This is a genomic window from Pseudomonas entomophila (assembly GCF_029478665.1).
Taxonomy (GTDB): Bacteria; Pseudomonadota; Gammaproteobacteria; order Pseudomonadales; family Pseudomonadaceae; genus Aquipseudomonas; species Aquipseudomonas entomophila_F.
This window is the reverse complement of sequence record NZ_JARPQB010000015.1, coordinates 13343-39436: the sequence shown is the minus strand read 5'-3', so window position 1 is coordinate 39436 and position 26094 is coordinate 13343. Positions and strand designations below refer to the sequence as shown.

General features: G+C 60.4%; 25 protein-coding genes and 1 pseudogene. 7 read left to right on the top strand and 19 right to left on the bottom strand.

Annotated elements, in window-relative coordinates; all coding sequences use genetic code 11:
* Positions 1–40: 40 nt before the first annotated feature.
* The 3 genes from P5705_RS10030 to P5705_RS10020 are packed head-to-tail and all read right to left on the bottom strand — an operon-like array spanning position 41 to position 2966.
* Positions 41–1000, bottom strand: coding sequence for a lysylphosphatidylglycerol synthase domain-containing protein (locus tag P5705_RS10030; protein ID WP_277460671.1), 960 nt, complete (start codon positions 998–1000; stop codon positions 41–43).
* Entirely contained in the window at positions 1000–2202 is a 1203-nt protein-coding gene (clsB, locus tag P5705_RS10025; RefSeq protein WP_277460670.1) for a cardiolipin synthase ClsB, read from the bottom strand. Before clsB ends, P5705_RS10030 begins: the two co-directional genes overlap by 1 nt.
* A complete protein-coding gene (locus P5705_RS10020; protein WP_277460669.1) occupies positions 2199–2966 on the bottom strand; it encodes an endonuclease/exonuclease/phosphatase family protein in 768 nt (255 codons plus the stop codon). The genes clsB and P5705_RS10020 overlap by 4 nt, the downstream gene beginning before the upstream one ends.
* 197 nt (positions 2967–3163) lie before the next feature.
* On the opposite strand from P5705_RS10020, the gene P5705_RS10015 reads away from it, so the two are divergent.
* The 5 genes from P5705_RS10015 (at position 3164) to P5705_RS09995 (ending at position 5500) form a co-directional block, all read left to right on the top strand.
* Complete coding sequence (locus tag P5705_RS10015; RefSeq protein WP_277460668.1) at positions 3164–3559, top strand: low affinity iron permease family protein; 396 nt, start codon at positions 3164–3166, stop codon at positions 3557–3559.
* 14 nt (positions 3560–3573) lie between these two features.
* Positions 3574–4125: an ATP-dependent Clp protease proteolytic subunit gene (locus P5705_RS10010; protein ID WP_277460667.1), complete on the top strand. Its 552-nt coding sequence runs from the start codon at positions 3574–3576 to the stop codon at positions 4123–4125.
* Positions 4126–4211: 86 nt separating this feature from the next.
* Positions 4212–4460, top strand: coding sequence for a DUF6555 family protein (locus P5705_RS10005; protein WP_011534233.1), 249 nt, complete (start codon positions 4212–4214; stop codon positions 4458–4460).
* A gap of 407 nt (positions 4461–4867) precedes the next feature.
* The gene (locus P5705_RS10000; RefSeq protein ID WP_277460664.1) at positions 4868–5110 is read left to right on the top strand and encodes a hypothetical protein; all 243 of its coding nucleotides are present in this window, start codon (positions 4868–4870) and stop codon (positions 5108–5110) included.
* A 120-nt stretch (positions 5111–5230) separates the two neighbouring features.
* Positions 5231–5500, top strand: a complete 270-nt coding sequence (locus P5705_RS09995) for a DUF3077 domain-containing protein (protein ID WP_277460663.1) — start codon at positions 5231–5233, stop codon at positions 5498–5500.
* A gap of 140 nt (positions 5501–5640) precedes the next feature.
* On the opposite strand, the gene P5705_RS09990 is transcribed toward P5705_RS09995, so the two are convergent.
* The 16 genes and pseudogenes from P5705_RS09990 to P5705_RS09915 all read right to left on the bottom strand — a co-directional run bounded on the left by P5705_RS09990 (position 5641) and on the right by P5705_RS09915 (position 24667).
* Positions 5641–5937, bottom strand: coding sequence for a hypothetical protein (locus P5705_RS09990; RefSeq protein WP_277460661.1), 297 nt, complete (start codon positions 5935–5937; stop codon positions 5641–5643).
* Between the two features lie 309 nt (positions 5938–6246).
* The gene (locus P5705_RS09985) at positions 6247–6714 is read right to left on the bottom strand and encodes a hypothetical protein (RefSeq protein WP_277460660.1); all 468 of its coding nucleotides are present in this window, start codon (positions 6712–6714) and stop codon (positions 6247–6249) included.
* Positions 6715–7121: 407 nt separating this feature from the next.
* Positions 7122–7460, bottom strand: coding sequence for a DUF7716 domain-containing protein (locus tag P5705_RS09980; protein WP_277460659.1), 339 nt, complete (start codon positions 7458–7460; stop codon positions 7122–7124).
* Between the two features lie 397 nt (positions 7461–7857).
* Positions 7858–8355 (bottom strand): annotated as a pseudogene (locus tag P5705_RS09975) (RHS repeat domain-containing protein); the annotation flags it as partial.
* 33 nt (positions 8356–8388) lie between these two features.
* Positions 8389–8862, bottom strand: a complete 474-nt coding sequence (locus P5705_RS09970) for a hypothetical protein (RefSeq protein ID WP_277460658.1) — start codon at positions 8860–8862, stop codon at positions 8389–8391.
* Positions 8859–9374: a polymorphic toxin type 24 domain-containing protein gene (locus tag P5705_RS09965; protein WP_277460657.1), complete on the bottom strand. Its 516-nt coding sequence runs from the start codon at positions 9372–9374 to the stop codon at positions 8859–8861. Before P5705_RS09965 ends, P5705_RS09970 begins: the two co-directional genes overlap by 4 nt.
* A 165-nt stretch (positions 9375–9539) precedes the next feature.
* The gene (locus P5705_RS09960) at positions 9540–10043 is read right to left on the bottom strand and encodes a hypothetical protein (RefSeq protein WP_277460656.1); all 504 of its coding nucleotides are present in this window, start codon (positions 10041–10043) and stop codon (positions 9540–9542) included.
* A 135-nt stretch (positions 10044–10178) separates the two neighbouring features.
* A complete protein-coding gene (locus P5705_RS09955) occupies positions 10179–10598 on the bottom strand; it encodes a hypothetical protein (protein WP_277460655.1) in 420 nt (139 codons plus the stop codon).
* Positions 10599–10684: 86 nt separating this feature from the next.
* Positions 10685–11089 carry a DUF6896 domain-containing protein gene (locus P5705_RS09950; protein WP_277460654.1) on the bottom strand — a complete coding sequence of 135 codons (405 nt, stop codon included), beginning with the start codon at positions 11087–11089 and terminating at the stop codon, positions 10685–10687.
* A 29-nt stretch (positions 11090–11118) separates the two neighbouring features.
* A complete protein-coding gene (locus tag P5705_RS09945; protein WP_277460653.1) occupies positions 11119–11409 on the bottom strand; it encodes a colicin immunity domain-containing protein in 291 nt (96 codons plus the stop codon).
* A 264-nt stretch (positions 11410–11673) separates the two neighbouring features.
* Positions 11674–11961, bottom strand: coding sequence for a hypothetical protein (locus P5705_RS09940; protein ID WP_277460652.1), 288 nt, complete (start codon positions 11959–11961; stop codon positions 11674–11676).
* 106 nt (positions 11962–12067) lie between these two features.
* Entirely contained in the window at positions 12068–12427 is a 360-nt protein-coding gene (locus P5705_RS09935) for a hypothetical protein (protein WP_277460651.1), read from the bottom strand.
* 32 nt (positions 12428–12459) lie between these two features.
* On the bottom strand, positions 12460–17175 hold the full coding sequence (locus P5705_RS09930) for an RHS repeat-associated core domain-containing protein (RefSeq protein ID WP_277460650.1): 4716 nt from the start codon (positions 17173–17175) through the stop codon (positions 12460–12462).
* A 283-nt stretch (positions 17176–17458) separates the two neighbouring features.
* Positions 17459–17821, bottom strand: a complete 363-nt coding sequence (gene nirD, locus P5705_RS09925) for a nitrite reductase small subunit NirD (RefSeq protein ID WP_277460649.1) — start codon at positions 17819–17821, stop codon at positions 17459–17461.
* Positions 17821–20376, bottom strand: coding sequence for a nitrite reductase large subunit NirB (gene nirB / locus P5705_RS09920; RefSeq protein ID WP_277460648.1), 2556 nt, complete (start codon positions 20374–20376; stop codon positions 17821–17823). The genes nirD and nirB overlap by 1 nt, the downstream gene beginning before the upstream one ends.
* A gap of 295 nt (positions 20377–20671) precedes the next feature.
* Positions 20672–24667, bottom strand: a complete 3996-nt coding sequence (locus P5705_RS09915; RefSeq protein ID WP_277460647.1) for a bifunctional nitrate reductase/sulfite reductase flavoprotein subunit alpha — start codon at positions 24665–24667, stop codon at positions 20672–20674.
* Positions 24668–25008: 341 nt separating this feature from the next.
* Here P5705_RS09915 and P5705_RS09910 point away from each other — a divergent pair, with 341 nt between their 5' ends.
* Positions 25009–25212, top strand: coding sequence for a ParD-like family protein (locus P5705_RS09910; protein ID WP_011532704.1), 204 nt, complete (start codon positions 25009–25011; stop codon positions 25210–25212).
* Complete coding sequence (map, locus tag P5705_RS09905) at positions 25209–25985, top strand: type I methionyl aminopeptidase (protein WP_277460646.1); 777 nt, start codon at positions 25209–25211, stop codon at positions 25983–25985. Before P5705_RS09910 ends, map begins: the two co-directional genes overlap by 4 nt.
* Positions 25986–26094 lie beyond the last annotated feature (109 nt).

Genomic DNA, 26094 nt, shown 5'->3' with positions numbered 1-26094 from the left:
GCCGCGCAGTCAGTCCTTGCAAGCGCCCCTGTTCATGGCGTCAGTGTTTGTCGAGGGCCGGCCCGGCCTGTCGGCGCAAGGCCTTGGCGCGCTTCTCGAGGATCAGGTAGGTCACCACCGCCAATAGCAGCGGGATCAGGTAGTACAACGTTCGATAGCCCAGCAGCGCGGCGACCAGCGTGCCCTGGCCGAGCTGGCCGTGAAGCAGGGCGAGGAACACGGCCTCCAGCACGCCGAGCCCTGCGGGAACATGGACGACCACGCCCGCCACGCAACTGATCAGCAACACGCCCAGCACCGAGGGATAAAACAGCTCAGCGGGCAGCAGCAGGTGGATCAGGGCGGCCATCAACGCCCAGTTGCTTGCTCCGAGGGCCAGCTGGCACAACGCCAGGCGCAGGCTCGGCAGGGTGACTTCATGTCCGCGCAGCTCCCACGTGCGCCGCCTGGCGAAGGCACAGGCGAACAGGTAAGCCAACGCGACCGCCACCATCAGTACACCGATCAGGCGCAGGCCGCCGGCGCCCACCGTCCAGCTTTCCGGCAGCCTGACCCCGCCCAGGGCGAACACCGTGCCGGCCAGCAGCAGGTAGCCCATCCAGTTCGTCAACAGGCCCAGGGTAAGGATGCGGGTGATGGTCGCGGTATCCAGGCCCAGCCTGCCATACAAGCGATAACGCAGGGCCACGCCGCCAACCCAGGTGGTGAAGTTGAGGTTGAACGCATAGCAGACGAACGCCACCGGCAGTACCTGGCGCGCCGGCAAGCGATGGCCGGTGTAGGCGCGGGCGAGCAGGTCGTAGCTGGCGAACACCAGGTAGCTGCACAGGGCCAGCAGCAACCCCAGGGCCAGGGTCGAGGGCCGGTAGGTCAGCAGCGCCTGGCGCACTTCGCGCCAGTCCAGGTTTCGCGCCAGGGTGAACAGCAGCACCGGGACCAGCACCAGGAACAGCACGGTCAGCAGGCGTTTGCTCCAGGTCTTCCAGCGTGGCGTGGTCATCAGGTCTTGCCCCCGTGGTAGTCGGCCGGGGCCTCGCTGTCGGTTGGCAGCGACTGCAGGCGTTGCCGGTGCGCCGGGAACCAACCGGCGATACGCGGGAAATAGCGGGTGATGTGGAAACCCAGGAAGATCAACGGTGCGCGCCACCAGTAGCCACGGACCATGCGCTCCAGCGTCACGGCCTTGCAGTACTCCCGGGTCAGTTGGCTCAAGTGCTGGTGCAGGTGTTCGTTGAACGCACGGTCGCGGATCAGCAGGTTGGCTTCGAGGTTGAACGACAGGCTCAGTGGGTCCAGGTTGCTCGAGCCCACCGTGGACCAGTCGTCGTCCACCAACGCCACCTTGCCGTGCAGCGGCCGCGGGCAGTACTCGTGGATGCGCACGTTGTCGCGCAACAGGTAGTTGTAGAGCAACCGCGAGAGCGCGCGTACCCAGCGCATGTCCGGTTGCCCCTGGAGGATCAGGGTCACCTCGACCCCGCGTCGAGCGGCGTTGCGCAGTTCGCGCAGCAGCCTGTAGCCAGGGAAGAAGTAGGCGTTGGCCACGACGATACGTTGCTTGGCCTCGCGGAAGACCTGCAGGTAACAGACCTCTATATCGTTGCGATGGCGCCGGTTGTCGCGCTCCACCAGCATGGCGCTGGCCGGGCCTGCGGCGATGCAGCCCGGCTGGACCTGGCTGGCGGCATCCAGCACCGGTGCGAGCATTCGGCAGGAGGACGCGTGCACCTGGGCCACCACCGGGCCGACGACCTCCACGGCATAGTCCTGTTTGGCCTGCGGGCCGAAATCGTCGAGGTGGTCGGCGCTGTAGTTGATGCCGCCGATGAACGCGCGTTGCCCGTCGATCACCAGGATCTTGCGGTGCAGGCGGCGGAACAGGTTGGTGCGCATGCCGGCCAGCCGTGGTTGCGGATCGAACGAGTGGAAACGCACCCCGGCTTCGGTCATCGAGGCGATGAAATCGTCGGGCAGGTCCGCGGTGCCGTAGCCGTCCACCGCCACCTCGACCCGCACCCCGCGCCGGGCCGCGTCGATCAGGGCCTGGCGCAAGGGCTGGCCGACCTTGTCGTCGTAGATGATGAAGGTTTCCAGGAGGATTTCCTGGCGCGCCTGGGCCATGGCTTCGAACACGCGCGGGTAGTACTGCTCGCCGTTGATCAGCAGTTCGACATGGTTGCCCTCGCGCCAGGCCTGTTTCACAGGGTCACCTCCGCCACCAGGGGGGCATGGTCGGACAAATGTGACCACGGGTAGCGGGACAGCACCCGGGCTTGTTCGGCGCGCGCATTGCGCAGGTAGATGCGGTCCAGGCGCAGCAGCGGCAGGCGTGCCGGGAAGCTGCGCGCCGGCGTGCCGAACGCCTCGACCAGGTGCCCGGCCAGCAGCGCATCGGCCTTCAGGCGCCAGTCGTTGAAGTCGCCGGCGACGATGACCGGCTCGGCGGGCGGCAGGCGCCCGAGCAACGCCAGCAGCAGCTCGACCTGGCGCTGGCGCTGGCCTTCGCGCAGGCCCAGGTGCACGCAGATGGCGTGCACCGGCCCCTGGCCTGGCACGTCGAGCAGGCAGTGCAGCAGGCCGCGCTCCTCGTTGCCGTGGACCGACACGTCCAGGTTGACGTGGTCGCGGATGGGAAACTTCGACAGCAGCGCGTTGCCATGGTCGCCATGGGGGTAGACCGCGTTGCGGCCGTAGGCGAACTGCGGCCACATGCTGTCGGCGAGGAACTCGTACTGCGGCGCCTCGGGCCAGCCTGGGTGACGCGAGGCATGCCGCCGCTGGCTGCCATGCACTTCCTGGAGGAACACCAGGTCGGCCCCGGTGGCGCGCACGGCCTCGCGCAGCTCGGGGAGGATGAAGCGCCGATTGAACGGGGTGAAGCCCTTGTGCACGTTGAGGGTCATCACCGTCAGGTGTCGTACCTGGGTGTCGTCGATGGAGCGGGGCGTTGCCAGGGGCTTGTTCACGCGGTCTTCCCGAATTTTTCCAGGCGTCTTGGGTTGCGACCCGGTGGGCGGCGGCCAGGTTCAGGGCGACAGACAAGCGGGCGGCATCAAGGGCGACGGGCTGGTTGGAACTTTGTCCCGCCATTGCCCCTCCACCGCAGGGCGGGGCTCGGGCTTACCGTCTCCCTGCCGTGGCTGGGATGAAAAGAGGGCACACCATGAGATTCGACCGTTTCGCCCAATGGCTGGCCAACTGGAGCGGGCGCCCGCTGACCTTCGCCGTCGCCGTTTTGCTGATCCTGGCCTGGGGCGTCAGCGGGCCGTTGTTCGGCTTCAACGACACCTGGCAACTGGTGATCAACACCTCGACCACCATCATCACGTTCCTGATGGTGTTCCTCATCCAGAACACCCAGAACCGCGATAACGACGAGTTGCACATCAAGATCGACGAGCTGTTGCGCACCACCCATCGCGCCCACAAGGCCTTGCTCGACCTCGAAGACCTTGACCCCGCCGCGTTGCATGCCTTGCGCAAGCAGTACCAGCGGATGGGGGAGCGCGGCGCGCAGGCACCTGGCGGCGCGTCCGCAGACGATCACTCGAAGGACTGACTCTGGAGAACGGTATGGCCAGGCACATCATCCACTACACCGGCCCGATCAATTCATCGACCTGCGGCAACCTGATCAACACCTGCTCGCGGGCCCTGCAGCAGGGCGCGGACCTGCTGCAACTGAACATCGCCACCATGGGCGGCGAATGCAGCTATGGCTTCACCCTGTACAACTTCCTGCTGTCGTTGCCCGTGCCGGTGCACACCCACAACCTCGGCACGGTCGAGTCGATGGGCAATATCCTGTTCCTGGCCGGCGCGCAGCGCACGGCCTGCGCCTGCAGCAAGTTCCTGTTCCACCCGTTCCACTGGACCCTGCACGGCTCGGTGGACCACGCGCGCATGGCGGAGTACGCCATGAGCCTGGACTACGACCTGCGCCTGTATGCTCAGATCGTCGCCGAGCGCACGGCGGGTGCCGGCGAGGTGCTGGATGTGCCGCGCTACCTGATGGCCCACCCTCGAATTCTCGACCCGCAGGAAGCCTTGGCCTGTGGCTTGATCCACGCCATCGACGACGTGCCCATCGAGGCGGACGCCACCCAGTGGAGCGTGCATGCCTGAACGTGTCCGACAATTTTTTTGAATCTTTACCGGCGACCGATGATCAATGAAGGCGTCATCCAAGGAGAAGAGGAGGGCCGCGAGCAATGCCAAGTCCCCAGTTGTACGTCATCGAATACCTGCTGCACAGCCAGCCGCGCAGTTTCGTCATCCGCCTGGAGCATCTGGACAACGCCGAGGCCTGGCACTGGGCCAGTTGCGATGCGGGTATCGGCATCATCCCGAAGTTCGGGCGCGAGAAGATCCGGAAAATGAGCCGGCCGATGGCCGAGCGCTATGGCATCACCGAGGTGCGCTGGCGGGTGTCGGGCAGCAAGCCGGCGGGGGCGTTGTAGCGCGCTTGCAGGCCGCTCTGTAGGAGCCGGCTTGCCGGCGAACATAGGCACCGCAAATGCCCTGGTCCGAGCCAGGCAATCCGGTACGGGATTGCCTTTCTGGCCTGGAAATCAGATTTAACCCCTTTCCTGTAGTCCATTTCCCAAACATACTCCCGCCGCCTTTTTTTCGTTGCGGTCGTTCTGGCGCGGCTCTAGTCTCGGCGGGTCGCTTGAATCAGCGACCGGCTTTGACAGGCCGCTCTGAACAGACCGCATGGCCTTGCCGTTATGGCAGCTGTGCGTGGGGCACCTCGTGTGCGCCGGTTTCTGGTCGTGTTCACCGGTCTGTCAACCCATGTACAGCTGTCACCTTCTTGTTTGACAGCAGGCTGTGGTAGTCCTCATTCACGAACAGGACTATGACCATGCTAAAGATCGTTCCCGATCCACCCCATCACCCTCACTCCCTCGAAGACACCCTCATCCAGGCCACCGAGTACGCCCTGTGCGCCTTGACCGTGGCCCACCAGGCCGTGCACGCCCAGCCCAGGTCACCGGCCACCATCCTGATGATGGCGTCGATGCATGAAGTCGAATCGCTGCGTGTGCTGCTCGAATCGGCGTTGATCCAGGTGCAGATGTCCAAGGCTCCGCAGGCGCTGCACTAGCCCGCACCCCCTGTTCGCCGGCAAGCCGGCTCCTACGAAAAACGCCACGCTCCACCCGTAGGAGCCGGCTTGCCGGCGAAAGGGCCCACCCAGGCACCGACAACTTCAGGGAGAAAAACAATGACCACAGACAACACCACCCCCAACACCACCGCAGGCAAAACCAAGTTCTACCAGGGCGAAGGCCAAACTGACCCGCTGTTCTGCATCGAACCCGGCATCCCCTGCCAGCACGCTCGGGAACAGGCTTCGGAACTGATGGGCTGCGTGCGCGATCTGACCATTGCCGGGATCATGGAAGAAAAGCCGCAACTGCTCTGGGCGTCGTATTACCTGAGCGCGCTGGCCAAGGCGCTGATGGATGATGCGGAGCTGGGTATGAGGCACTGAGGCCAGAACGGCTCTATCCTGCGACGCGATACCTCACGGGGCGGCAGGCGTCGCCCCCACTGTCGTGTTGCTTGATCTGTTGCAACTGACGCCGGACGTGTAGGCCCAGGAAGTTACGCCTCAAGGTCTGGGCGTGTGCTTCATATCAGCAGGAGCGCCTCAGAAATTTTGGCGTTGAGTGTTTCAGCTGTTCTGGCAAAACCGTGATAAATCGGCTTTTCCCAGTCGTAATTCTTGATCAGCAAGATGTGAAAGCCACCGCGGATGTCAAAGGACGGTCGCCACCCTACGTCCAAAATCAAATCTCCGGGAAACTCGATTTGCAGCATGTCTTCTTTTAAATCGTCCAGACATAAGCCGAGGGATTGACGATCATCAAAAACAAAGTCATTGAAGGTGATCTTTCCATTTTTACCAGAAACATCAATGTCAAGCATGCCGTTCACCTGTAAAATTTTATTGATAACAAGGCAGATTGACAGGCTGGCTGCATCTATCTAGATCAGTTGATGGATTTAATCGTCAAGCTGCCCCCGGGTGCGATCATACAATAGGGTGTCGCGCGTCCAGGCGAGCCACTCAGAGCTGTCGACTGTCTCAATAAACATTTTGATTTTTCAGAATCCCATGTCTTGTATTTCTTTGCGGCAGATGATTTCTCCAGTTTTAGCTGCAACCAGTTGCAAGTCTGGTGTCTGGATCAGTGAGCGTGCAAAAGTATTCAACTCAGACCCTGTCCTAGCCTTTCAATCCAAAGGATCTAAAGTATTGCCAGTAAAATATCTAGTATCAATATCCGCTGCAGGCTCAAGCCCGCCGTAGAACTCCTTTATATGAAATTTCTTTGATAGTTCATCGGCATACCCCTGCATGGCAAGCATTACGCGGTCAATATCAAGCGACGGGGCGTCATTGAAAGACAGCTCAACATCCACTTCGCCCTTGTACTTAATGACTCTCAAAAAAACCAGAGGAAGGCGTATGGTTCCTGAAGCATTAAACTCATGCAAATGCTCCGTCATGCACACATCTCCCTCATGGGCAACAATAGCATCAATCAAATTCTTGTTAATTCCCGCCGAGTCCATTCCTCCAAATTCTTCAGAAATAGCTAAGCCAGAGAAGGTTTGAGATCTCGTCTCTATGCATTTCAGCAATGCATGCAAGTCGCTTTTTTCAACTTGCTGAAGAATAATTTCATAATGCTCAGACATAGAATAAATAAATAAATTTTTTGAAGGTCCCGCCCATATTCAATCGAACGGGAAAAGGGGGCGTATTTCTTTTCTCCACTCTAGGTTCGAACCGTTCTGCTTCATCATATCAATAAATTTCCGATGATTCGCATAGGGTCACCCACGAACCGACTATTGCCAGTCAGCCTCCTCGTTAGATTGCCTATTGAATAGGACTGCTCTCTTCAGTCGGTATCACCTAATTTCGCGGCCCCTTAGGTCCCGCTTAGGTAGCAATTAGAGTAAAAACGAATCCGTCCCCTTTCCGCCTACTCTGATCCAGTGAAAATCCAAGTCGGTTTCATAGTGGATTCCTGAAGGGTTGTTTGACTAAGGCCGCCGAGCGAGGATTGCTCTTCGTTCGGCGCGTACGGCGTGAAATCTTACTATCCTTTTTTGCTTTTGGATAAGTCTATGTAAGCGTCGTTGTCATAGTAGTAAATAAATGCATCTGCTAGTTCGAAAGCGTTCGCCCGTGGTCGTTGCTCTTTGGCATTTTCGATAATGCTTTGTATGATCTCGATGGCGAGCGCATAATGCAGGTCATAGTCCAGTGCGAATTTTGGCCTGTCAGGGTTCGGCTCGTTTTCGAAGTCATCGGGATCAAGTACGGCACAAAGCGTATCCTTGTTCCAAGGGACTCCATGAGGCATGTAAAGTGCAAAATCCCACGGTTGCTTGTCGATGCCTGCAAGCACAGATTCAAGTGTTTCGAGTTTCATCATCTAGTACGTCCTCCCCCCCAATTTTTTTTGCCGCCTTGCCCTCCCGGATGCAGTACGCTCTGGGCCGGCCCGGGGGCCCGATGTTGCGGCATTGGTACCAATTGAAGCACACCTTTGCGGCATGGGTGACGATGCCAAGTAAAGCCTTTCGGTGCACTCGATTTGTAACCGCCTCGAGGGCCTGCTGCAACATGATCAGAAACGCCAGGGTGTGTTGATCCATCATTTTCTTGAGATGTGAATCATTTTTCATTGCCGCATCGAGCTGTCGATTAGACTCCCTGAAATGGGATGGGTCACTACCGATCTCTTGGCCAGGAGTAAGCTGAACCTCGTAAAGCACCGAGTATTGACTACTGCTTAACGGTCGATTTGATTTGTCGCATCCTGACAAGTCACGAGCCAGGCCCAGTGGGTCTACCCACATGGCGGGGTTGGGCGCGTACTCGTAAAAATGCCCTCCCCCTAAATAGCCGATTGGATCCTGACTTATAAACGTTCCGTTTCTTGGGTTGTAATACCGATAGCGGTTGTAGTGCAGCCCGGTCTCGTGATCGTGGTATTGACCCTGGAAGCGAATCGGGTTGCCCAGGCCGTGCTGTTTGGCCCACGCCGAGCGCTCCTCGCGGACTTCGCCCCAGGCCTTGTACTGCCCGGCCCAGGCGACGTGGCCCTGCTCATCGGTCAGCTCCATCGGCGTACCAAGGTGGTCGCACTGATATCAGGCAATCGCCTCGAACGGCTGTGGTTTCACCTCGATGTGCCACAACGGATCCTGATCGAAGTCGTACTCGCGCTGGCTCCAGTCCGGTTGCTTGTGCAAACGAATCGGGTTTTTGCGCAGGGCCTGGGCGACCGGCACGAAGCTGCCCGGTTCGTATAGGTAATGCACGGTGGTTGGTCGTTAGACTTTAGTCGGCGCCTTGTTTTATGTGCTGCACTGGTAGAAGGTGATTGAGGGGCCATAGTCGTCAATATTGTTTTCGATGGTTATGGTGAACTGTTTTTCAGGGAATTTATCGCGCAGAACTAAATCCCAAGAGTACTTTAGTAGCACCGACAGTCTTACGAATACTTCATCTGACACATTGCTTGGGCATCCATCATACATGTCGTAGAGTAATGTGTGGTTCATGCTTTGCTCTATGCTTGAGGTGCATTCTCCCTTTTTTTTAAGCGATAGATAGGTGGATTCATTGAATGAGAGCTCAAGAAATACACCGTCGTCGACGCATAGCATGTCGGGCAATAACAACTTGCTTACGATCAAGGTATCCTCAGGATGGCATTCACTACGAAGGTATGAGAAAAGGTTGAGATCTGATGGGTTTTCCCATTGTTCTCGCCATGATTCATACTTTTCCAGCTTTCCAAAGTCCGGAGTGGAATGAAGTTTGCTCATGGTATTTCCTCTGCAGTTGCTGGGCGCGGCGGCAATTTTGAGGATGGAGAGTTTACTCTGACTACCCCATTTGGCAAAGTGTTCCTGCCATACTCTAGTACGTGGGGTGTTGGCACGCCAGCGTGGGCAGCACCAGTAACGTCTACACGCTTCAGAATGCGACCGTGCTCATCAATTAAATTCTTGTTAATTCCCGCCGAGGTGCCCTCTCCAAACTCTTCAGAAACAGCTAGGCCAGAGAGAGTTTGAGATTCCATCTCTATGTGTTCCAGCAAGGCATGCAAGTCGCATTTCGAAACTTTCTGAAGAGTAATCTCATAAGACTCAGGTATAAATGCTAAATCAATAAAACCTTTGAAAGTTTCGTCCATATTCAATCGGACACCGCGACCATCAGGCAGCCGCTTCTCCATAAAGTTAAGCCCTTTATCGGTTGCAACTTGCTTGGATTCACCTGGGTCCCGTGAAATCTCCCGAAAGTGCCTCATAGTCTGATCGTTCCAGGTAGCCATTGACCTTGTAGTTTCACCCCAGATATCTGGATTTCTACCGGCATGTTTGACATGCGAAAAGTGGACATGTTTATTCTTCCTACTAAAAGACAGAAAAAATAAATACGTCCGCTTTTAGTAAAAATTTCGGTTTGACCCCTTTAACGCGAATAGTACACTCAACTGTCAGTCGCCACGGAGAATCTGTTCAATCATCCTCTTTGATTTCGCGCCTTTGTCCTGCCGCCTAAGTACGTCTAACCCAAGTGCAATACCCTTTCGCCCCTGCTCAGTAGAAGCGGGGAATAAAATTTTAAAACAATTTAGTGCTTTCTGCATTTTATAGCAGCGAGCAATCAAGTCCCCCACATGCCAGCAGGTATCTAAGTTATTGTAATTCGAATAGTGGCTCAATATGGCGTGCAACGCACCTTCCTTTTGATCCTCAGAGAGAGCATGCATACAAATCTGAAGATTCATAACAAATACATGCATACCTTGCTTATTATAAAGCTCGGGATCAGAGAGAATATCGAGCCAAAGACCAAAATAGGCATCTGGAATATTTTCAAAATTAGAAATCAAGTCATCGAACTTCTTCGCCTCGGCGAATATTTTTTTAGCGCCGCCTTTGTTTGATATCTTGAGAAGCTCGCTCTTAATGGATATTACATCGCCTGATACAGTCATAAAAGCCTCTTAAATTACTGGCATTCCATTTTTACCAGAAACATCAATGTCAAGCATGCCGTTCACCTGTAAAGTTTTATTGATAACAAGGCAAGTTGACAGGCTGGCTGCATCCATATAGATCAGTTAATGGGTTTAATCGTCAAGCTGGCCCCGAATGCGATCATGCAATAGGGTGTCACGCGTCCAGATGAGCCACTCGGAACTATCGATTGCTTCAATAGATACTTCTATTTTGCAAAAATTCATGGCCTCTATTTCTTTGCGGCAGATGGTTTTTCCAACTTTAGCTGCAACCAGTTGTAGGTCTCTTGTTTGGTCCAGTGAGCGTGCAAAAATGTTCAGCTCAGCCCCTGTCATAGCAATGCCATTCTCCGAAGATCGAATACGCGCCTCAAATGAGTCCATTGTACTTTCAGGTGAAGGACAACCCATCCCATAAAAATCAAGAATGTACCAGATCCATGTGTTTTCAGGAATGAACCCTAACACATCTTCGAGCGAGACTCTCGAGCCTCTTGAGTTATACATTGGAAATGAAAGCATTTGCATCATGGGGAGATCGTCATCGCGAGAAGAGCCAGTAGCTATATAGCGACCCTAGTGACAGACAGGCCGACAGTCTTAAAAACGGTTAAGCATCAGCTTACGCCATTTGCAAATGGCCAATCATTGAAAAGGCATAAGCGCAGAAGCAACTCGACATCCTCATCACTGTGTGAGTTATAGCATTTTCCACGAATCTCAATGCCCACTGCCTCTATTGACTGCAGATAACCTTGCACTCTCCAAACATCGAGCTTTCTTGGGTTTACCTCCATGCCATCATGAGCATCCACTAGCTCACCTGTGGCGCGTTTTTCGAAGCATACGCCTGCTCCGTGCTTCCTGAACGCCCAGGCTTCCTGCTTCACCATTACCGCCCCCTGTCTAGGCCAGTGGGTTTCATTCTTTGCCAGTAGCAGGTAGGCCTCAACCAGTTGTTGCTGTGTATTCGAGAGGCTTTCCATTATTTCAAGAAAAATCTTTTCTGTGATTTTTTTCATGCGCACCCTGGCAGCACTCGCGCCAGCCGTTAACGGTTGTTTGTTGACATCGAATCCAGCGTTCTCAAAAACCTTGCTATTTCACATCTTAACTTTTCTTGATCAAATTCGTGCTCATCGCGTAACTCGGCATCTTCGCAATACATGTCAGCCGCACAAAAGATACTGGATAAGCACTCACTCAATGCCGTGCTATCTTTGAGCAGCGCCTTGCTATCTCTTTCGATTTTCCATAGCTCCATATAAGCCTCGGAAAATGCCGTGGCGGACAGCCGGTTACGCATAAATGATTTTACAAATTCCAATAACGTCTGACTCATCGCGCCCTCGCATAAAGCTAGAGATCACTCTGAACTAAAGGTCTTGACCTGGAATACCTTCTCGAATGCCAGCCCGGCTTCTTGCATATACGAAACGGGCACTCATATAACATTTGAGAAATTAATCTTTCAGAAAAATCTCGACTGCAATCTAAAATCCACTCTTGTAACTTATTAGCCGCCTGATGGCACCTGCAGGCGTATCCAGCTTGACACATCTTGTCTTGCACGCTCTGTGTCAGTTGTTTTTATTGCAAGAAAAAGCTATTTCAACTCGTCATTATCTCCTCGCGTTTTGTGCATGACTGTATATTCGGCTATTTCTTCGTAAATTGAAATGCGCAAAATATCTCCAGTTACCAAGGCCTTGTCTGAAAATATAGGGTTCGCATTCATGAGATGAGTGTCGTCAGTGCAGCAATTGTTATAATGCGGATGCCTGGATGCTTCTTTTTTAGCACCGCATTTTGCCATTTCAGTCTCAGATAGATTTAAGAAGTGCACTTCAAGTTCGTGATAGACTGCCTTGTTGCTTAAATAGTCTTCGAGCATTTACGTTCCATGTGTACCTTCCTGGCTCTGATTTTGATGTCAATCCCTTCGGATTTTGTGTTATCCAGATGCATCCCTGATTCGCTTGCCCCGAAATAAAAATAAGCTAGTGCCTTACATTTAGATCAGGGCTATATTGATCACACAACTTCACTTCCGCCGAGACCTTGCCTGAGGCCATCGGTTCTCTCTCAGCAAGCCTAACAAATAAACCCCGCATATAATCTCGTTTATCCAGCACGTCATCAAGCGGTACTGCGTGCGGAATGACACACCGCCAATACTTATCCAAATCTTCCTCTAGGTAAATATGCTCAAGCGCCTCAATTATTGAGGCCTTTGTTAGCTCGCCAAAACCATCAAACTCTTTCTTGAGCTCACAATATAGCTGCTCCCTGTGCTCAATATTATTTATCTCGAAATCCGCAATCTCATCGTCCGTCATTGCCTCCAGGTAGTAGTACATCAACAATGGCGATCTTAGATATACACACTTACTCATAATTGAGGGTACGCAGTAACAATTTGTTGGTTTCGCTGAAGCACAGTAACAGAAGCGGTGCTTTCCAAATTGCCACCACCTTTACGGTAGCCTTCACCAATCGTCCTATTCATAACGATAATGACCTTATTTGTTCCATCTCTATTCATTTGCGCCTTAGCTCGCTGTATTGCATCCAGTTGATCTACATGACTCAGGAATCGAGTAGAGTCGACAGGCCTGGGCTTTTTCACACAAGGGCAATCCGGCGGTATGCCAGTCTTGGCCCGATGTTCTTGCTGAGCCAAGGTCGTCTGTGCGCCATGCCTCGAATGAGCATGGCCTCCACTCGACGTATCCAGGTTTTCCAGAATCACTTTTGCACGACGATTGGCTCGGTTTCCTGCCAACCCGAAGGGATCAATCCATTCGATCGGATTGTGTGCATAGGCGTATAGGTTCAGACCACCTCTATAGCTGATGGGGTCCTGGCTAATGAATCTTCCTGATTGTAGATCATAGTACCGATAGCGGTTGTAATGCAGCCCGGTTTCATGATCGTGGTACTGCCCCTGGAAGCGCAGCGGGTTGCCCAGGCCATGTTGTTTGGCCCACGCCGAGCGCTCCTCACGCACCTCACCCCAGGCCTTGTACTGTCCGGTCCAGGCGACGTGGCCCTGCTCATCGGTCAGTTCCATCGGCGTGCCGAGATGGTCACACTGGTACCAGGCAATCGCGTCGAACGCCTGTGGTTTTACCTCGGTGTGCCACAACGGATCCTGATCGAAGTCGTACTCGCGCTGGCTCCAGTCCGGTTGCTTGTGAAGGCGGATCGGGCTCTTGCGCAGAGCCTGGGCGACCGGCACGAAACTGTTTGGCTCGTACAGGTAATGCACGATGCGCCCGCTGTCGCCGTCATCACGCGGCGGTGAGCTTTCCCAGGCCAGGGTGTCGCCGTCCCAACCAAACAGGGTGAAACCGCAGCCGAGTTCACGTTGACGCTTGGCCCGTTGCAGTTGGTTCCAGCCGGTGCCTGCTTCCGGGCGGTCCCAGAAATGCGCCACCGAATGCTTGTGCAGGCGCCGGCCCAGGGCGTCGTAGCTGTAGTCGACCTTGAGCTTGTCGTCGTTGTAGCTGGCCAGACGGTCGAACAGGTCCCAGGTGAAATGCGCATGGGCACCGTTGTGCAGGCGGTGGACCAGGTTGCCGCGTTCGTCGTAGCGGTAATGGGTCCCGGCGTACTCGCGCAGCAGGTTGTCCATCAGCTTGTTACGCCGTGGGTCGGCTTCCAGCGGGCGGTTCAGCTCCTGGGTTTTCTGGTCGAGCAGGTTACCGGCTGGGTCGAAGGCGAAGGTTTCCGCGCCCAGGCGGCTGGTGGCCTTGAGCAAGCGACCCACCGGATCGTACTGGTACTCCAGCGGCCCGCGACGGCTGTCGTGGATGTTGCTCAGTTGGCCGGCAGCATCGTAGCGGTACTGGCGCTTGAGCAGCGTGGACTGGCCGTCATGGCTGCCCAGCAGTTGCTCCTGCAAACGCCCGGCCGGGTCCCAGGCCTGGGTCTGCATCAGTTTATTGCCCTGATGGCGCACGACTTCACGGTGTAGGTCATCGCGCTCATAGGCCAGCATCTCGTGCTGGTCGAGGGTCATGCCGAGCAGGTGGCCGCTGCCGTAGGTCAGCCAGCTGACCTTGTGGCCATCCGGGCGAATCGTTGCAGTACGTTGGTTGAGCGCGTCGTACTCGTGCTGCCACACCGCGACCATCGGCGTGCCGGTGGCCAAATAGTGTTGATGCTCACGGGTCAGGTTGCCGGCTTCGTCGTGGAACCATTGCAGCTTGCTGGCGGCGTTGACCGCCTGGATCAGCTGACCATTGGCGTCGTAGGCGAAGCTTTCGCTCTGGCTTTGGTTGCCTAGACGCGCCGTGCGCTCACTCAATCGGCCCATTGGGTCGAAGGTCAGCTCGATACGGCGCTGGCCAACCTGAGTCGAGGCGAGACGACCGCTGTACGGGTCGTACTGGTAGCGGGTGACCAGGCCATCGAAGCCAGTTTCTTGCAGCAGGCGACCGACCGGGTCGTAGAGGAAGGTGGCCTTGCTGGTGTTCTCGTTTTCCAACCCGATCAGGCGGCCGAGCTTGTCCCAGCGGTAGCGCAGGGTGTGTTCGTTGGCATCGATGCGCTCAGCGAGCATACCTGCGGCGGTATAGGACCACGTGGTGCAGCGGTCGAGCGCATCGACATGGGCCAGCAGACGCCCTTCGGCGTCGTAGTTGAAGCGCTCCTCGGTCTTGTCCGGGTGGGTGACCTTGGCCAGTTGACCGGCCTGGTACTCGTAGGCGGTCTTGTTGCCCGCCGCATCGTTGAAGGCAGTCAGCTGACCGAAAGCGTTGTACGTCCACTGGCTGGTCTTGCCCGAGCAGTCGGTGTACTCAAGCAGTTGTCCGGCGGCATTGTAGGCAAGTGTCTTTTCGTTGCCCAACGCATCCTTGATCGCCTTGACCAATCCGGCCGGGGTGTAGGCGAACTCAGTCTTGTGGCCCAGCGGATCGATGCTCTCGACCAGGTTGCCGCGTTCGTCATAATCGCGTAGCCACAAGCCACCCTCGGCATCACGCAGCTTGATCGGCTGGTCGTGATCGTCGTAGGCGTAGTGCACCGTGCTGTGGTCGGCGCGGATGTGCTGCAGCAGGTTGCTGCGCTCATCGTAGCTGTAGCGGTCCTGGCTGCCGTCGGGGTGGACGTGGCGGATGACGTTCTTGCGCTGGTCGCGGAACAGCCACTCCTCGCGGCCGTCCGGGTGGACCAGGCGGTAGGTGTAGCCCAGGGCGTCGTAGTAGTGCCAGGTTTCCTGGCCGTGGGCGTCGGTGACATAGGTCAGGCGGATGTTCGGGTCCCAGGCCAGGCGGGTCTCGAAGCTGCCGTCGTCGGCCCATTCGTGGATGGCCTTGGCGTGCGGGCCGCTGCCGTCCCATTCGAGGTTGATGCCGCGCCCGGTTCGGTCGGTGTAGCGGGTGATCAGGTGCTGGCGGTACTGGTAGTGCCAGGCGGCGCCGTGCTCGTCCTGGGCGGCGATCAGGTCGCCGTGGGCGTCGTAGTGGTAGCCGCACAGCTGACGCAGCGGCGTGCCATCGACCACCTGCCACAGGCCCTGGATATGGCCATGGTCATCGAGCAAGGTGCCCAGTTGCAGGTGGACTTTTTCGGGGTCGTTGTCGGAATAGGTGTTGATGTCCGACAGCACTGGCCGGCCGTTGAACTGGTGCTCGTAGTGCAGCATTGCCCCGGCGCCGCTGCGCAGCTGGATATGCGTCAGGTAGAAGCGGTCACCCTGACGGGCATAGGTTTCGCGGCGGTCCAGGCCACGCAGCAACACCAGTTGCTGCTCGGCGGTGCGCACCAGGCTGACATATTCGATCGGGTCGTAGTGCGGCTTGCCGACCTTGGGCAGTGGGTAGTCGTGGCTGCGGCCGTCGCTGTCGTGGAACACCACGCCCTTGTCCATGACATCGAGGCAGGTGGTGAATTCGGTGATCCAGCGGGCGCCGAGGCTGCCGTCGTCCAGCTTGGCCAGCCGCGAGTTGTACACCCGCGTCCAATTGACCGGGAACGGCCCGGACAGGCTGAAATCCTGATGGGCCAGTGTCTCGTCCCCGAGCACATGGCCGATGCTGAACCCGGTGCAGGCACAGGGGCCGTTCTTTTCGGGCTTGGGCTGCTTGTTGGCACGAACCTGGCTGCGCACCACCTCGGTCGGCCCTTCCGCGTGGACATGCCGGGCCTGGTGGGTGACGCCGGGGCGGATGGCGACGGCCATGCCTGGGCGGCGCGGGTTGGCCAGCACGGTCTCGAGCAGGCGGGTCAGCAGCCAGGCGATGCTGTTTTCCATACCGGCGCTGCCCAGGGCCTGCAGGCGGCGGGGCACGACCTTGGCCAGGTCCTCGAGGGTGCGGATCAGCGGCCCGAGCAGGGTGTCCAGCTCGCCGCTGAAGTGACGGGCGACGCTGTTGTAGCCGTCCTTGAGGCTGCCCTCGGTGGCATTGGCCAAGGCCGACAGGGCCAGGCGCCAGGCGTCGGTTTCGAGGGCCGAGTCGTACAGCGCCACCTGGGCCATCTGTGCGCGGGCCAGGCGGTGGCTGCTGGCGGCATCCAGGTCGCCACGGGCGGCGGCGCTAATAGTCTTGGCCAGGCTGTTGAACAGCAGGCGCGCAGTCTCGGCGGCAGCGCTGAGCATGGCCGGCAACTGGGCCAAGGCCTCGCGCACGTAGTGCTCCAGAGCACCGCGGATATTGGCGTGCAGGTGGCCGTCGATGATTTCCAGGATCACCGCGCCGATGTGCGCGCCGGGGCGGCGGCGCAGGGTCTGGCGGGTTAGCTGCAGCACCGGGCGCAGCACCGTGCGGGCGCGGGACAGGCCGGGTGGATAGGGGACGATGCCGATCAGGTTGATGCCCAGGCTGACCCACAGTAGGGGGTCGGGGGAAGGGCTTTCGACCAGTTCGAGGATGTCGATCAGGGCGTCCACGCAGGCCAGGGCGTTGGCCATGGCCGGCACCGTTTCGGCGGCTTGGCGCAGCAGTTGCAGATCGACCAGACCGTAGCTGATTTCCTGCAGCCAGTGGTCGACGGACGCGGCGGCCGCGCCGAGGTCTTCGCTGAGGAGGGTGTCGAGGGGGGCAATGGCGATCTGGATTTCGCGCGTGGTGGGCTCGGCGCTAGCGGGTGCGGCAGACATCGTGAAAGGGCCTTCCTAGGCGGGGGACGCGGGGTCCCGGGTGGTCCGTAAGGGCGAAATGATACTAAGGCAGGGGTGGTTCGGCCATGGGGGAAACCCTGAGGTGGGTGTGGGAAAGCGTGGGGCCGTGGGTGGTGGTGCCGGCCCTATCGCGGCTGAAGCCGCTCCTACAGGGGGCGCGCCGGGCTCTGTAGGAGCCAGCTTTGCTGGCGAACCGGGTCCGACGCGGGACCGCGGTGTGGCCTTCGCCAGCAAGGCTGGCTCCTACAAAGTTCGTGCTAAGTCAGTGCTGGGCGATCTCTACGTGTTCCCCGGTCACCCGCACCGGCCACACCCGCAGCCGCTGCGCCGGATCCTCCAGGCAGCGCCCGTCCTGCAAGCTGAAATGCTGCTTGTACAACGGCGCCGCCACCACCAGCTCGTCACCCAGGCTGCCGACCAGGCCGCGGCCAATGACATTGGCCCCTGACCGCGGATCACGGTTGTCGACGGCATACAGCACCTGCTCGCGCCCTGGCAGGTAGAACAGCGCCACCTGCTCGCCGTCGAGCCAGGCCACCACGCCCGAGTCGGCCACCAGATCGCGGACCTGGCACACCGCCTGCCAGTGCAAAGGTTGTGTCACGGCAACATTGGAACGGTTCATCAGACAGCCTCCTCGGTGATGGTGGGGATCAGGTGCAGCGGCGCGGCGGGCCGGCGCTGTTCGCGCTCGCGAACGAAATGCACATCGGGGTCAGGGCGCTGATCGTTGACGAAGGTGCGGAAGCGCTTGAGCTTCTCGGGGTCTTTCAGGGCGTTGGCCCATTCGCATTCGTAGCGGTCGACCACCTGCTGCATCTGCGCCTCCAGCTCGTGGCCGAGGCCCAGGCTGTCGTCGAGGATCACCGCCTTGAGGTAATCCAGCCCGCCTTCCAGGCTTTCGCGCCACACCGAGGTGCGCTGCAGCTTGTCGGCGGTGCGGATGTAGAACATCAGCACCCGGTCGATCAGGCGTACCAGTGTCTCGTCGTCCAAGTCGGTGGCGAACAGTTCGGCATGCCGCGGGCGCATGCCGCCGTTGCCGCAGACATACAGGTTCCAACCCTTGTCGGTGGCGATCACGCCGATATCCTTGCTCTGTGCCTCGGCGCACTCGCGGGTGCAGCCCGACACCGCGAACTTGAGCTTGTGCGGCGAGCGCAGGCCCTTGTAGCGGTCCTCCAGGCGCAAGGCCATGGCCACGCTGTCCTGCACACCATAGCGGCACCAGGTGCTGCCCACGCAGGACTTCACCGTGCGCGTCGACTTGCCATAGGCGTGCCCGGTCTCGAAGCCGGCCTCGATCAACTCGCCCCAGATCAGCGGCAACTCGTGCAGTTGGGCACCAAACAGGTCGATGCGCTGGCCGCCGGTGATCTTGGTGTAGAGGTCGTATTTCTTCGCCACCTGGCCGATCACGATCAGCTTGTCCGGGGTGATCTCGCCACCAGGGATGCGCGGCACCACCGAGTAGGTGCCGTTCTTCTGCATGTTGGCCATGAAGGTGTCGTTGGTGTCCTGCAGGGGCACCAGCGATGGGTCCATGATCGGCTGGTTCCAGCATGAGGCAAGGATCGAGCCCACCGTGGGCTTGCAGATGTCGCACCCGACATGGCCGCGACCATGGCGCGCGAGCAATTCGTCGAAGCTGCGGATGCCCTCGACCCGCACCAGGGCGTAGAGCTCCTGGCGGGTGTAGGCGAAGTGTTCGCACAGGCTTTTGTCCACGGTCACGCCACGGGCGGTCAACTCATGCTCGAACACCTGCTTGAGCAGCGCCGCGCAGCCCCCACAGCCGGTGGCCGCCTTGGTGCAGCCCTTCACGGCGGCGAGGTCGCCACAACCGCTGTCGATGGCTGCGCATACCGCGCCCTTGCTGACGTTGTGGCACGAACAGATGGTCGCGCTGTCGGGCAGCGCATCGGCACCAAGGGCTGGTGCGCCGCCACTTTGCGGCAGGATCAGCGCAGCCGGGTCGGCCGGCAGCGCAATGCCGTTCTGGGCATATTGCAGCAGGGTGTCGTAGTAGCTGTTGTCGCCGACCAGCACCGCGCCGAGCACGTGCTTGCCGCTGGCATCCACCACCAGGCGGCGGTAGGCGGCGTTGGCCTCGTCGATGAAGCGGTAGCTGCGCGCGCCCGGCGTGGCGCCATGGGCGTCGCCGATGGAGCCGACATCGACGCCCAGCAGCTTGAGCTTGGTCGACATGTCGGCGCCGGTGAACGCGTCCGCCTTGTCACCGAGCAGCAAGGCCGCGAGGTTGCGTGCCATCGCGTAGCCCGGCGCAACCAGGCCGAACACGCTGCCGTTCCACGAGGCGCATTCACCGATGGCGAAAATCCGCGGGTCGCTGCTGCGGCAATGGTTGTCGATCACCACGCCGCCACGCGCGGCGATGTCCAGGCCACAGGCACGGCCCAGGGCGTCCTGGGGGCGGATGCCGGCGGAGAACACGATCAGGTCGGTCTCCAGGTATTCGCCGCCGTCGAACTGCATGCGGTAGCGATAGTCGTCGCCCGCGCCGATCGACTGGGTGGCGCGGGACAGGTGCACGCCCACGCCAAGGGCTTCAATCTGCGCCTTGAGGGCCGCGCCGCCTTCAGCGTCGAGCTGCACCGGCATCAGCCGCGGGGCGAACTCCACCACATGCGCTTCCAGGCCCAGCGACTTCAGGGCGTTGGCGGCCTCCAGGCCCAGCAGGCCACCGCCCACCACCACGCCACGGCGGGCGTCGGCGGCGGCATCGCGGATGGCGTCGAGGTCATCGAGCGTGCGGTAGACCAATCGGGCATTGCCGCTGGAACCTTCGATTGGCGGCACGAAGGGATACGAACCGGTGGCCAGGATGAGTTGGTCATAGCCGTAGCGGCCTGCGCCGGTGACCACTTCGCAGCGCTCGCGGTCGATCTCCAGCACCGCTTCGCCCAGGTGCAGGTGCACCCCGTGGCGCGTGTAGAAGTCCTGCTCGCACAGGGCCAGGGTCTCGGCACAGCTACCGGTGAAGTACTCGGACAGGTGCACCCGGTCGTAGGCGCGCTGGCGTTCCTCGCCGAACACATGCAGCTCGAAACGGTCCTGGGCACCCCGCTCGAGCAGTTGCTCGACGCAGTGGTGGCCGACCATGCCATTGCCGACGATGACCAGTCGCGCACGTGGTGCGCCGTTCGCTGTTGCCTTCATAGCCGATCCTCGATCACGGAAAACAAAAAGGCGCCTGGAGCCGAAGCTCCAGGCGCCTTTGCCTGTACTCATCAGTGTGAGGCCCCTGGATGATCGCCGTTGACCAGCGGGGCATTTGTGCAATTGTCGAAGCAGGGAATGTGCCAATGTGCCTGTAGGAGCGGCTTCAGCCGCGATGCGGGCGGCGCGGGGCCTGGCATCCGCTTCGCGGATGATCGCGGCTGAAGCCGCTCCTACAGAGATCATGCCCGTGCAGATGCACCGCTTGGGTGCAGGGCTCACCATCACGGGGCGCTCAGTACACATCCCGCCGATAGCGCCCGGCCTTGCCCAGCGCCTCGACCCAGGCAGCCGCTGCCTCACCACTCATCCCACCCTGCACCGCCACCACCTGGCGCAGCGCCGCATCCACATCCCTGGCCATGCGCTGGGCATCACCGCAGACATAGATGAAGGCGCCCTCCTCCAGCCATTGCCACAGCTCGGCGCCCTGTTCCAGCAAGCGTTGCTGCACATAGATCTTCTCTGGCTGGTCACGGGAGAACGCGGTACTCAACCGCAAGTGCCCACTGCCCTCCCAAGCCAGCAACTGCTCGCGGTAATAGAAATCGCTGGCCGCATGCTGCTCGCCGAAGAACAGCCAGTTGCGCCCGCTCGCCTGGCGCACCTCGCGCTCCTCCAGAAAGGCGCGAAACGGCGCGATACCGGTGCCAGGGCCAATCATGATGATCGGCGTGGCATCGTCCTCGGGCAGGCGGAAGTGCTTCGACGGCTGCGGGAAGATCGCCACCTCCAACGCGCCAGCGCGGTCGGCGAGGAAGCTTGAACAGACACCTTTGCGCTCCCCGTAGCGCACGGTCGAGACGGTCAGGTGTACCTGGTCGGGATGCGCGTTGGGGCTGGAGCTGATCGAGTAAAGGCGTGGCTGCAAGGGCTTGAGCAAGCCCAACCAGTCCGTCAGCGACAAGCGCTGTGGAAAGGCGCTCAACACATCGGTCAGTTGCCGCCCATGCAGCCAGGCCTTCAATTCGGCCTTGCGCTCTGGTTGCAGCAGACGGCGCAGGTCGTCGCTGCCTTGGCTGAACCGCTCGAGTTGCTGCGGGGTGACCCGGGTGATGTCCAGGTGCTGTTCCAGCGCGACCGAAAGCGGCATTGGCGCATGCCCCTTGAGCTCGACCGTGGCCTGCCCATCGAGTTGCATCCGTTGCAACAACTCCTCGACCAGCGCCGGGCAATTGCGTGGCCACACCCCCAACGCGTCGCCCGGTTGATAGGTGAAGCCGCTGTCGCGCAGGTCAAACACCAGCTGACGGGTTTCCTTCGTCGATCCGGAGGTATTGAGCAAGCGGTTTTCCAATACCGCCGCACGCCACGGTTGCTGCTTGCCATAACCCGTTACCGGCTTGGGCTCGGCGGGTGCCGGCATGGCGCTGCCCAACTGTTCCATCAAGGCGCCCAGCCAGGCGCTGAAGGCCTCGTCGGCATCCCCTTCGCAATCGACCCGCGCCAGCAGGCGCCGAGCCCCCAGCTCGGCCAGGCGCTGGTCGAGCTTGCGCCCGAAGCCACAAAACTGGTCATAGCTCGAATCACCCAGGGCCAATACCGCGTAGGGCAACGTGGCGCAGTGCCCGCCCTCCTCGCCTTGCAGGGCCTGCCAGAACGCCGTGGCGCAATCCGGGGCGTCGCCGTCGCCGAAGGTGCTGGCGATCAGCAGCACACTGGCTGCCCCTTGCAGCTGCGCCGGGCCGAGCGCATCCATGCAACTGAGGCGCACCGGCAACCCTGCTTCGCGCAGGTGCTGCGCACAACGTTCGGCCAGGGTTTCGCTGTTGCCGGTCTGCGAGGCCCACACCACATGATGACTGGGCACTTCACTGGCCGCTGGCGGTTGAGTGAACAAGGCTGCCAGCAGACCATCGACGAACAGGCGCCGGGCGGGGGCCAGGGGCGCCTCGACCGGCAAGCGCGGCACCCCTTCGGCACGGGCCTGGCCCAGGCCGAACAGAAAGCCTTGCAGGTAATGGCGCTCGTCCTCTGCCAGCTCTGGTGCTGGCAGGACATCCAGGCCAAGCAGGCGAGACAAGGTGGCGGTGGGCATGTGGGAGGGCTCCGAAACAAGGTCGATGGCGTCGATACGCTCGCCCGCGACCCGCTCCAGGGCCACGGCACAATACTTGAAAGCCGGTTGCAGCGAGGTCGGGTCGACGGCGTCGCAGGTGACGGCGTTGATCGCCAGTTGCTCGCCATACAGGTCGTTCCAGTGGAACGGCGCGAAGCAATTACCGGGCAGCACACGATCACTGACCCGCGCGGGCAACTGCGCCAGGCCGCGCCGCGAGCGGATCGCCACCGTGTCCCGGTCACGAATCCCCAGGCGCTTGGCATCCTCAGGGTTGATCTCGACGAAGGGGCCCGGCTCCAGCTTGTTCAGGCTGGGTACCTGGCCGGTCTTGGTCAGGGTGTGCCACTGGTGCTGCACACGCCCGGTGTTGAGCACGAAGGGATACGCCTCGTCCGCCTGCTCGGCCGCTGGCAGCCAGGGCCGCGCCAGGAACCGCGCCTTGCCGCTGGGCGTGGGAAAGGCCAATGCCGGGCGAGCGCCCTGCTCATCGTGCAACAGCGGCTGGCTGACCCCGTCGTTGCGGTAGCGCAACGGGCTGCGGGGGGCTTCCCGGCCTGGCGCGCAGGGCCACTGCCGCGGGCTCTCACGCAGTTCGGGGTAGCCGATGCCACGCAGGTCGTAGCCGGTGGCGGGGTTCCAGAAGCGGCGAATCTCCTCGTACACCGCCTCGGCATCGGGGTAGTCAAAGGCTTGCCCATAGCCCATGGCGCAGGCCACCCGGGCAATGAGGCGCCAGTCCTCGAGGCTTTCACCGGGCGGTTCCACCGCACGCGGCATCAGGGTGAGGTTGCGTTCGCTGTTGATCATCACCCCCTCGCCTTCGGCCCACAGCGCAGCGGGCAGGAGGATGTCGGCCTGGCGGTTGGTCTCGGTGTCGAGGAAGGCGTCCTGGCAGATCACCAATTCGGCCTGGCACAGGCCGTCGATCACCTGCTGGCGGTTGGCGACGCTGGCCACCGGGTTGCTGCAGATGATCCAGCAAGCCTTCACCTCGCCCTGCTTCATCTGCTCGAACAGCGCCACCGTGCCCTCGCCGCCGTCGCTGCGCAGCGTGCCCGGCGCCAACTGCCATTGCCGCTCGACGAAGGCGCGGTCGGCCTCGACCTGCGCCGAGCGCTGGCCCGGCAGGCCCGGCCCCATGTAGCCCATCTCGCGTCCGCCCATGGCATTGGGCTGGCCGGTCAGGGAGAACGGTCCGCTGCCCAGGCGGCAGATGGCGCCGGTGGCCAGGTGCAGGTTGCACAGCGCATTGCTGTTAAAGGTGCCGTGGATGCTCTGGTTCAGGCCCATGGTCCAGCAGCTCATCCAGTTTTCGGACTCGCCGATCCAGGTGGCGGCCTGGCGGATATCGGCCTCGGCCAGGCCGGTGATGGCGGCGACGCGTTCAGGGGTGTAGTCGGCGAGAAAGGCCGGCAGCGCCTCCCAGCCTTCGGTGTGGCGGGCGATGAAATCAGGGTCGGTGTGGCCGTTGGCATGCAGCAGGTGCAACAAGCCATTGAGCAGCGCCAGGTCGGTGCCCGGGCGCAGTTGCAGGAACAGGTCGGCCTTGTCGGCGGTGGCGGTGCGCCGGGGGTCGACGACGATCAGCCGGGCCCCGCCCTTGACCCGGTCGAGCAGGCGCAGGAAGAGGATCGGGTGACAGTCGGCCATGTTCGCGCCGATCACCAGGAATACCTCGGCGTGCTCGAAATCCTGGTAGCTGCCAGGCGGCCCATCGGCACCCAGCGATTGCTTGTAGCCACTGCCGGCGCTGGCCATGCACAGGCGCGAGTTGGACTCGATATGGCGGGTGCGGATGTACCCTTTGGCCAGCTTGTTGGCCAGGTACTGGGCCTCCAGCGACATCTGCCCCGACACGTACAAGGCCACGGCGTCCGCCCCGTGCTGGTCGATGATCGCGCGCAGGCGGGAGGCGGATTCGGCGATGGCCTCGTCCAGCCCGGCGCGCACCGGCTGCTGGTCGCGCTGGCGGCGCAGCCAGGCGCAGGCCATGCGCCCGGTGCTCAGGGGGATGTGCGCGGTCAGGCCCTTGGTGCACAGGCGGCCGAAGTTGCTCGGGTGTTGCTTGTCGCCACTGACCTTGACCACCTTGCCGTCGGCCACGCTCATGACGATGCCGCACCCCACGCCACAGTAGGGGCAAACGCTGCGGACCTCGCTGCTGCTCATCGGCGATCTCCTGCTGATGAAACGACAAAGGCGCCGGCTGCCCCGGCCTGCACTGGCAAGCGGGGGGCAACACGGCGCCTTCGTCGTGATGAAAGTCGGCCATCGGCGTTGATGGCCTGATGGATGAGTGACAGCAAAAGCCGGGCCATGCCCGGCGCCTGCCTGCGAATCAGGCACCGCGGCGCTTGCCACCGGCTTTGCCGGTGTTCGCCGGCAAGGCCGGCTCCTACGCGGGATCGCGTCTTGTCGCACCGTCTTGGGCCTGTCGCACCATAGGGTGGCATTCAGGCCGCGCCAAGCGATATGCTTTATATACGTTTCATATATACAGGTACCCCACCATGGGCATCGTCAAGATCTCCGACGACCTCCACGAAGACCTGCGCGTGGCCAGTGCCGCGCTGTCGCGCTCGATCAACGCCCAGGCCGAACACTGGATCCGCCTCGGCATGCTCGCCGAGCTGCATCCGCAAGCCACCTACCAGGATCTGCTGCGCCAGCTGCTGCGCCAGGAACAGGCCAACCTCAAGGAACTGCTGCAATGAGCCAGGTCATGCTCAAGGACGCCGCCCAACTGGCACTGATGCGCCGCGCCGGGCAACTGCTGGCCCAGGTCTTCGAACACCTCGACGGGTTCATCCGCCCGGGCGTGACGACGATGCAGATCAACGACCGCGCCGAAGCCTTCATCGTCGAGACGCTCAAGTCGCGCCCGGCGAGCAAGGGCCAGTATGGTTTCCCCTATGCGCTGAACACGTCCGTGGACCATGTGGTGTGCCATGGCATGCCCAAGGCAGGTGAGGTGCTGAACGAAGGCTCGATCGTCAACGTCGACATCACCCTGGAACAGGGCGGTTACATTGCCGACTCGTCGAAGATGTACGGCATCGGGCAGATCAGCGACGAGGCCCGACGGCTGGTCGACACCACCTACGATGCGTTGTGGAAAGGCATCGAGCAGGTACGCCCCGGCGCCACCCTCGGTGATATCGGCCACGCCATCCAGGTGCACGCCGAGGCGGCCGGCTACAGCGTGGTCCGCGAGTACTGCGGGCATGGTATCGGCACGCAGATGCACGAGGCGCCCGAGGTGCTGCATTACGGCCAGCGTGGGATGGGCATGAAACTGCAGCCGGGGATGGTGTTCACCATCGAGCCGATGATCAACCAGGGCGGGCGCGGGACCCGGGGGCTGCGCGATGGCTGGACGGTGATCACCCGGGATCACACGCTGTCGGCGCAGTGGGAGCATACCGTGGCGGTGACCGAGAGCGGGTACGAGGTGCTGACGCTTCGGGGGGAGGAGGTTCGGCGCTGACGGATTGGCATTCGGACACCTTTGCCAGGCCTTTCAGGGGTCGCTATGAGAGATGTGGCGCCAGGGAGATCAAGCGCCGACGGTGCGGCACATCGCGGATGAATCCGCT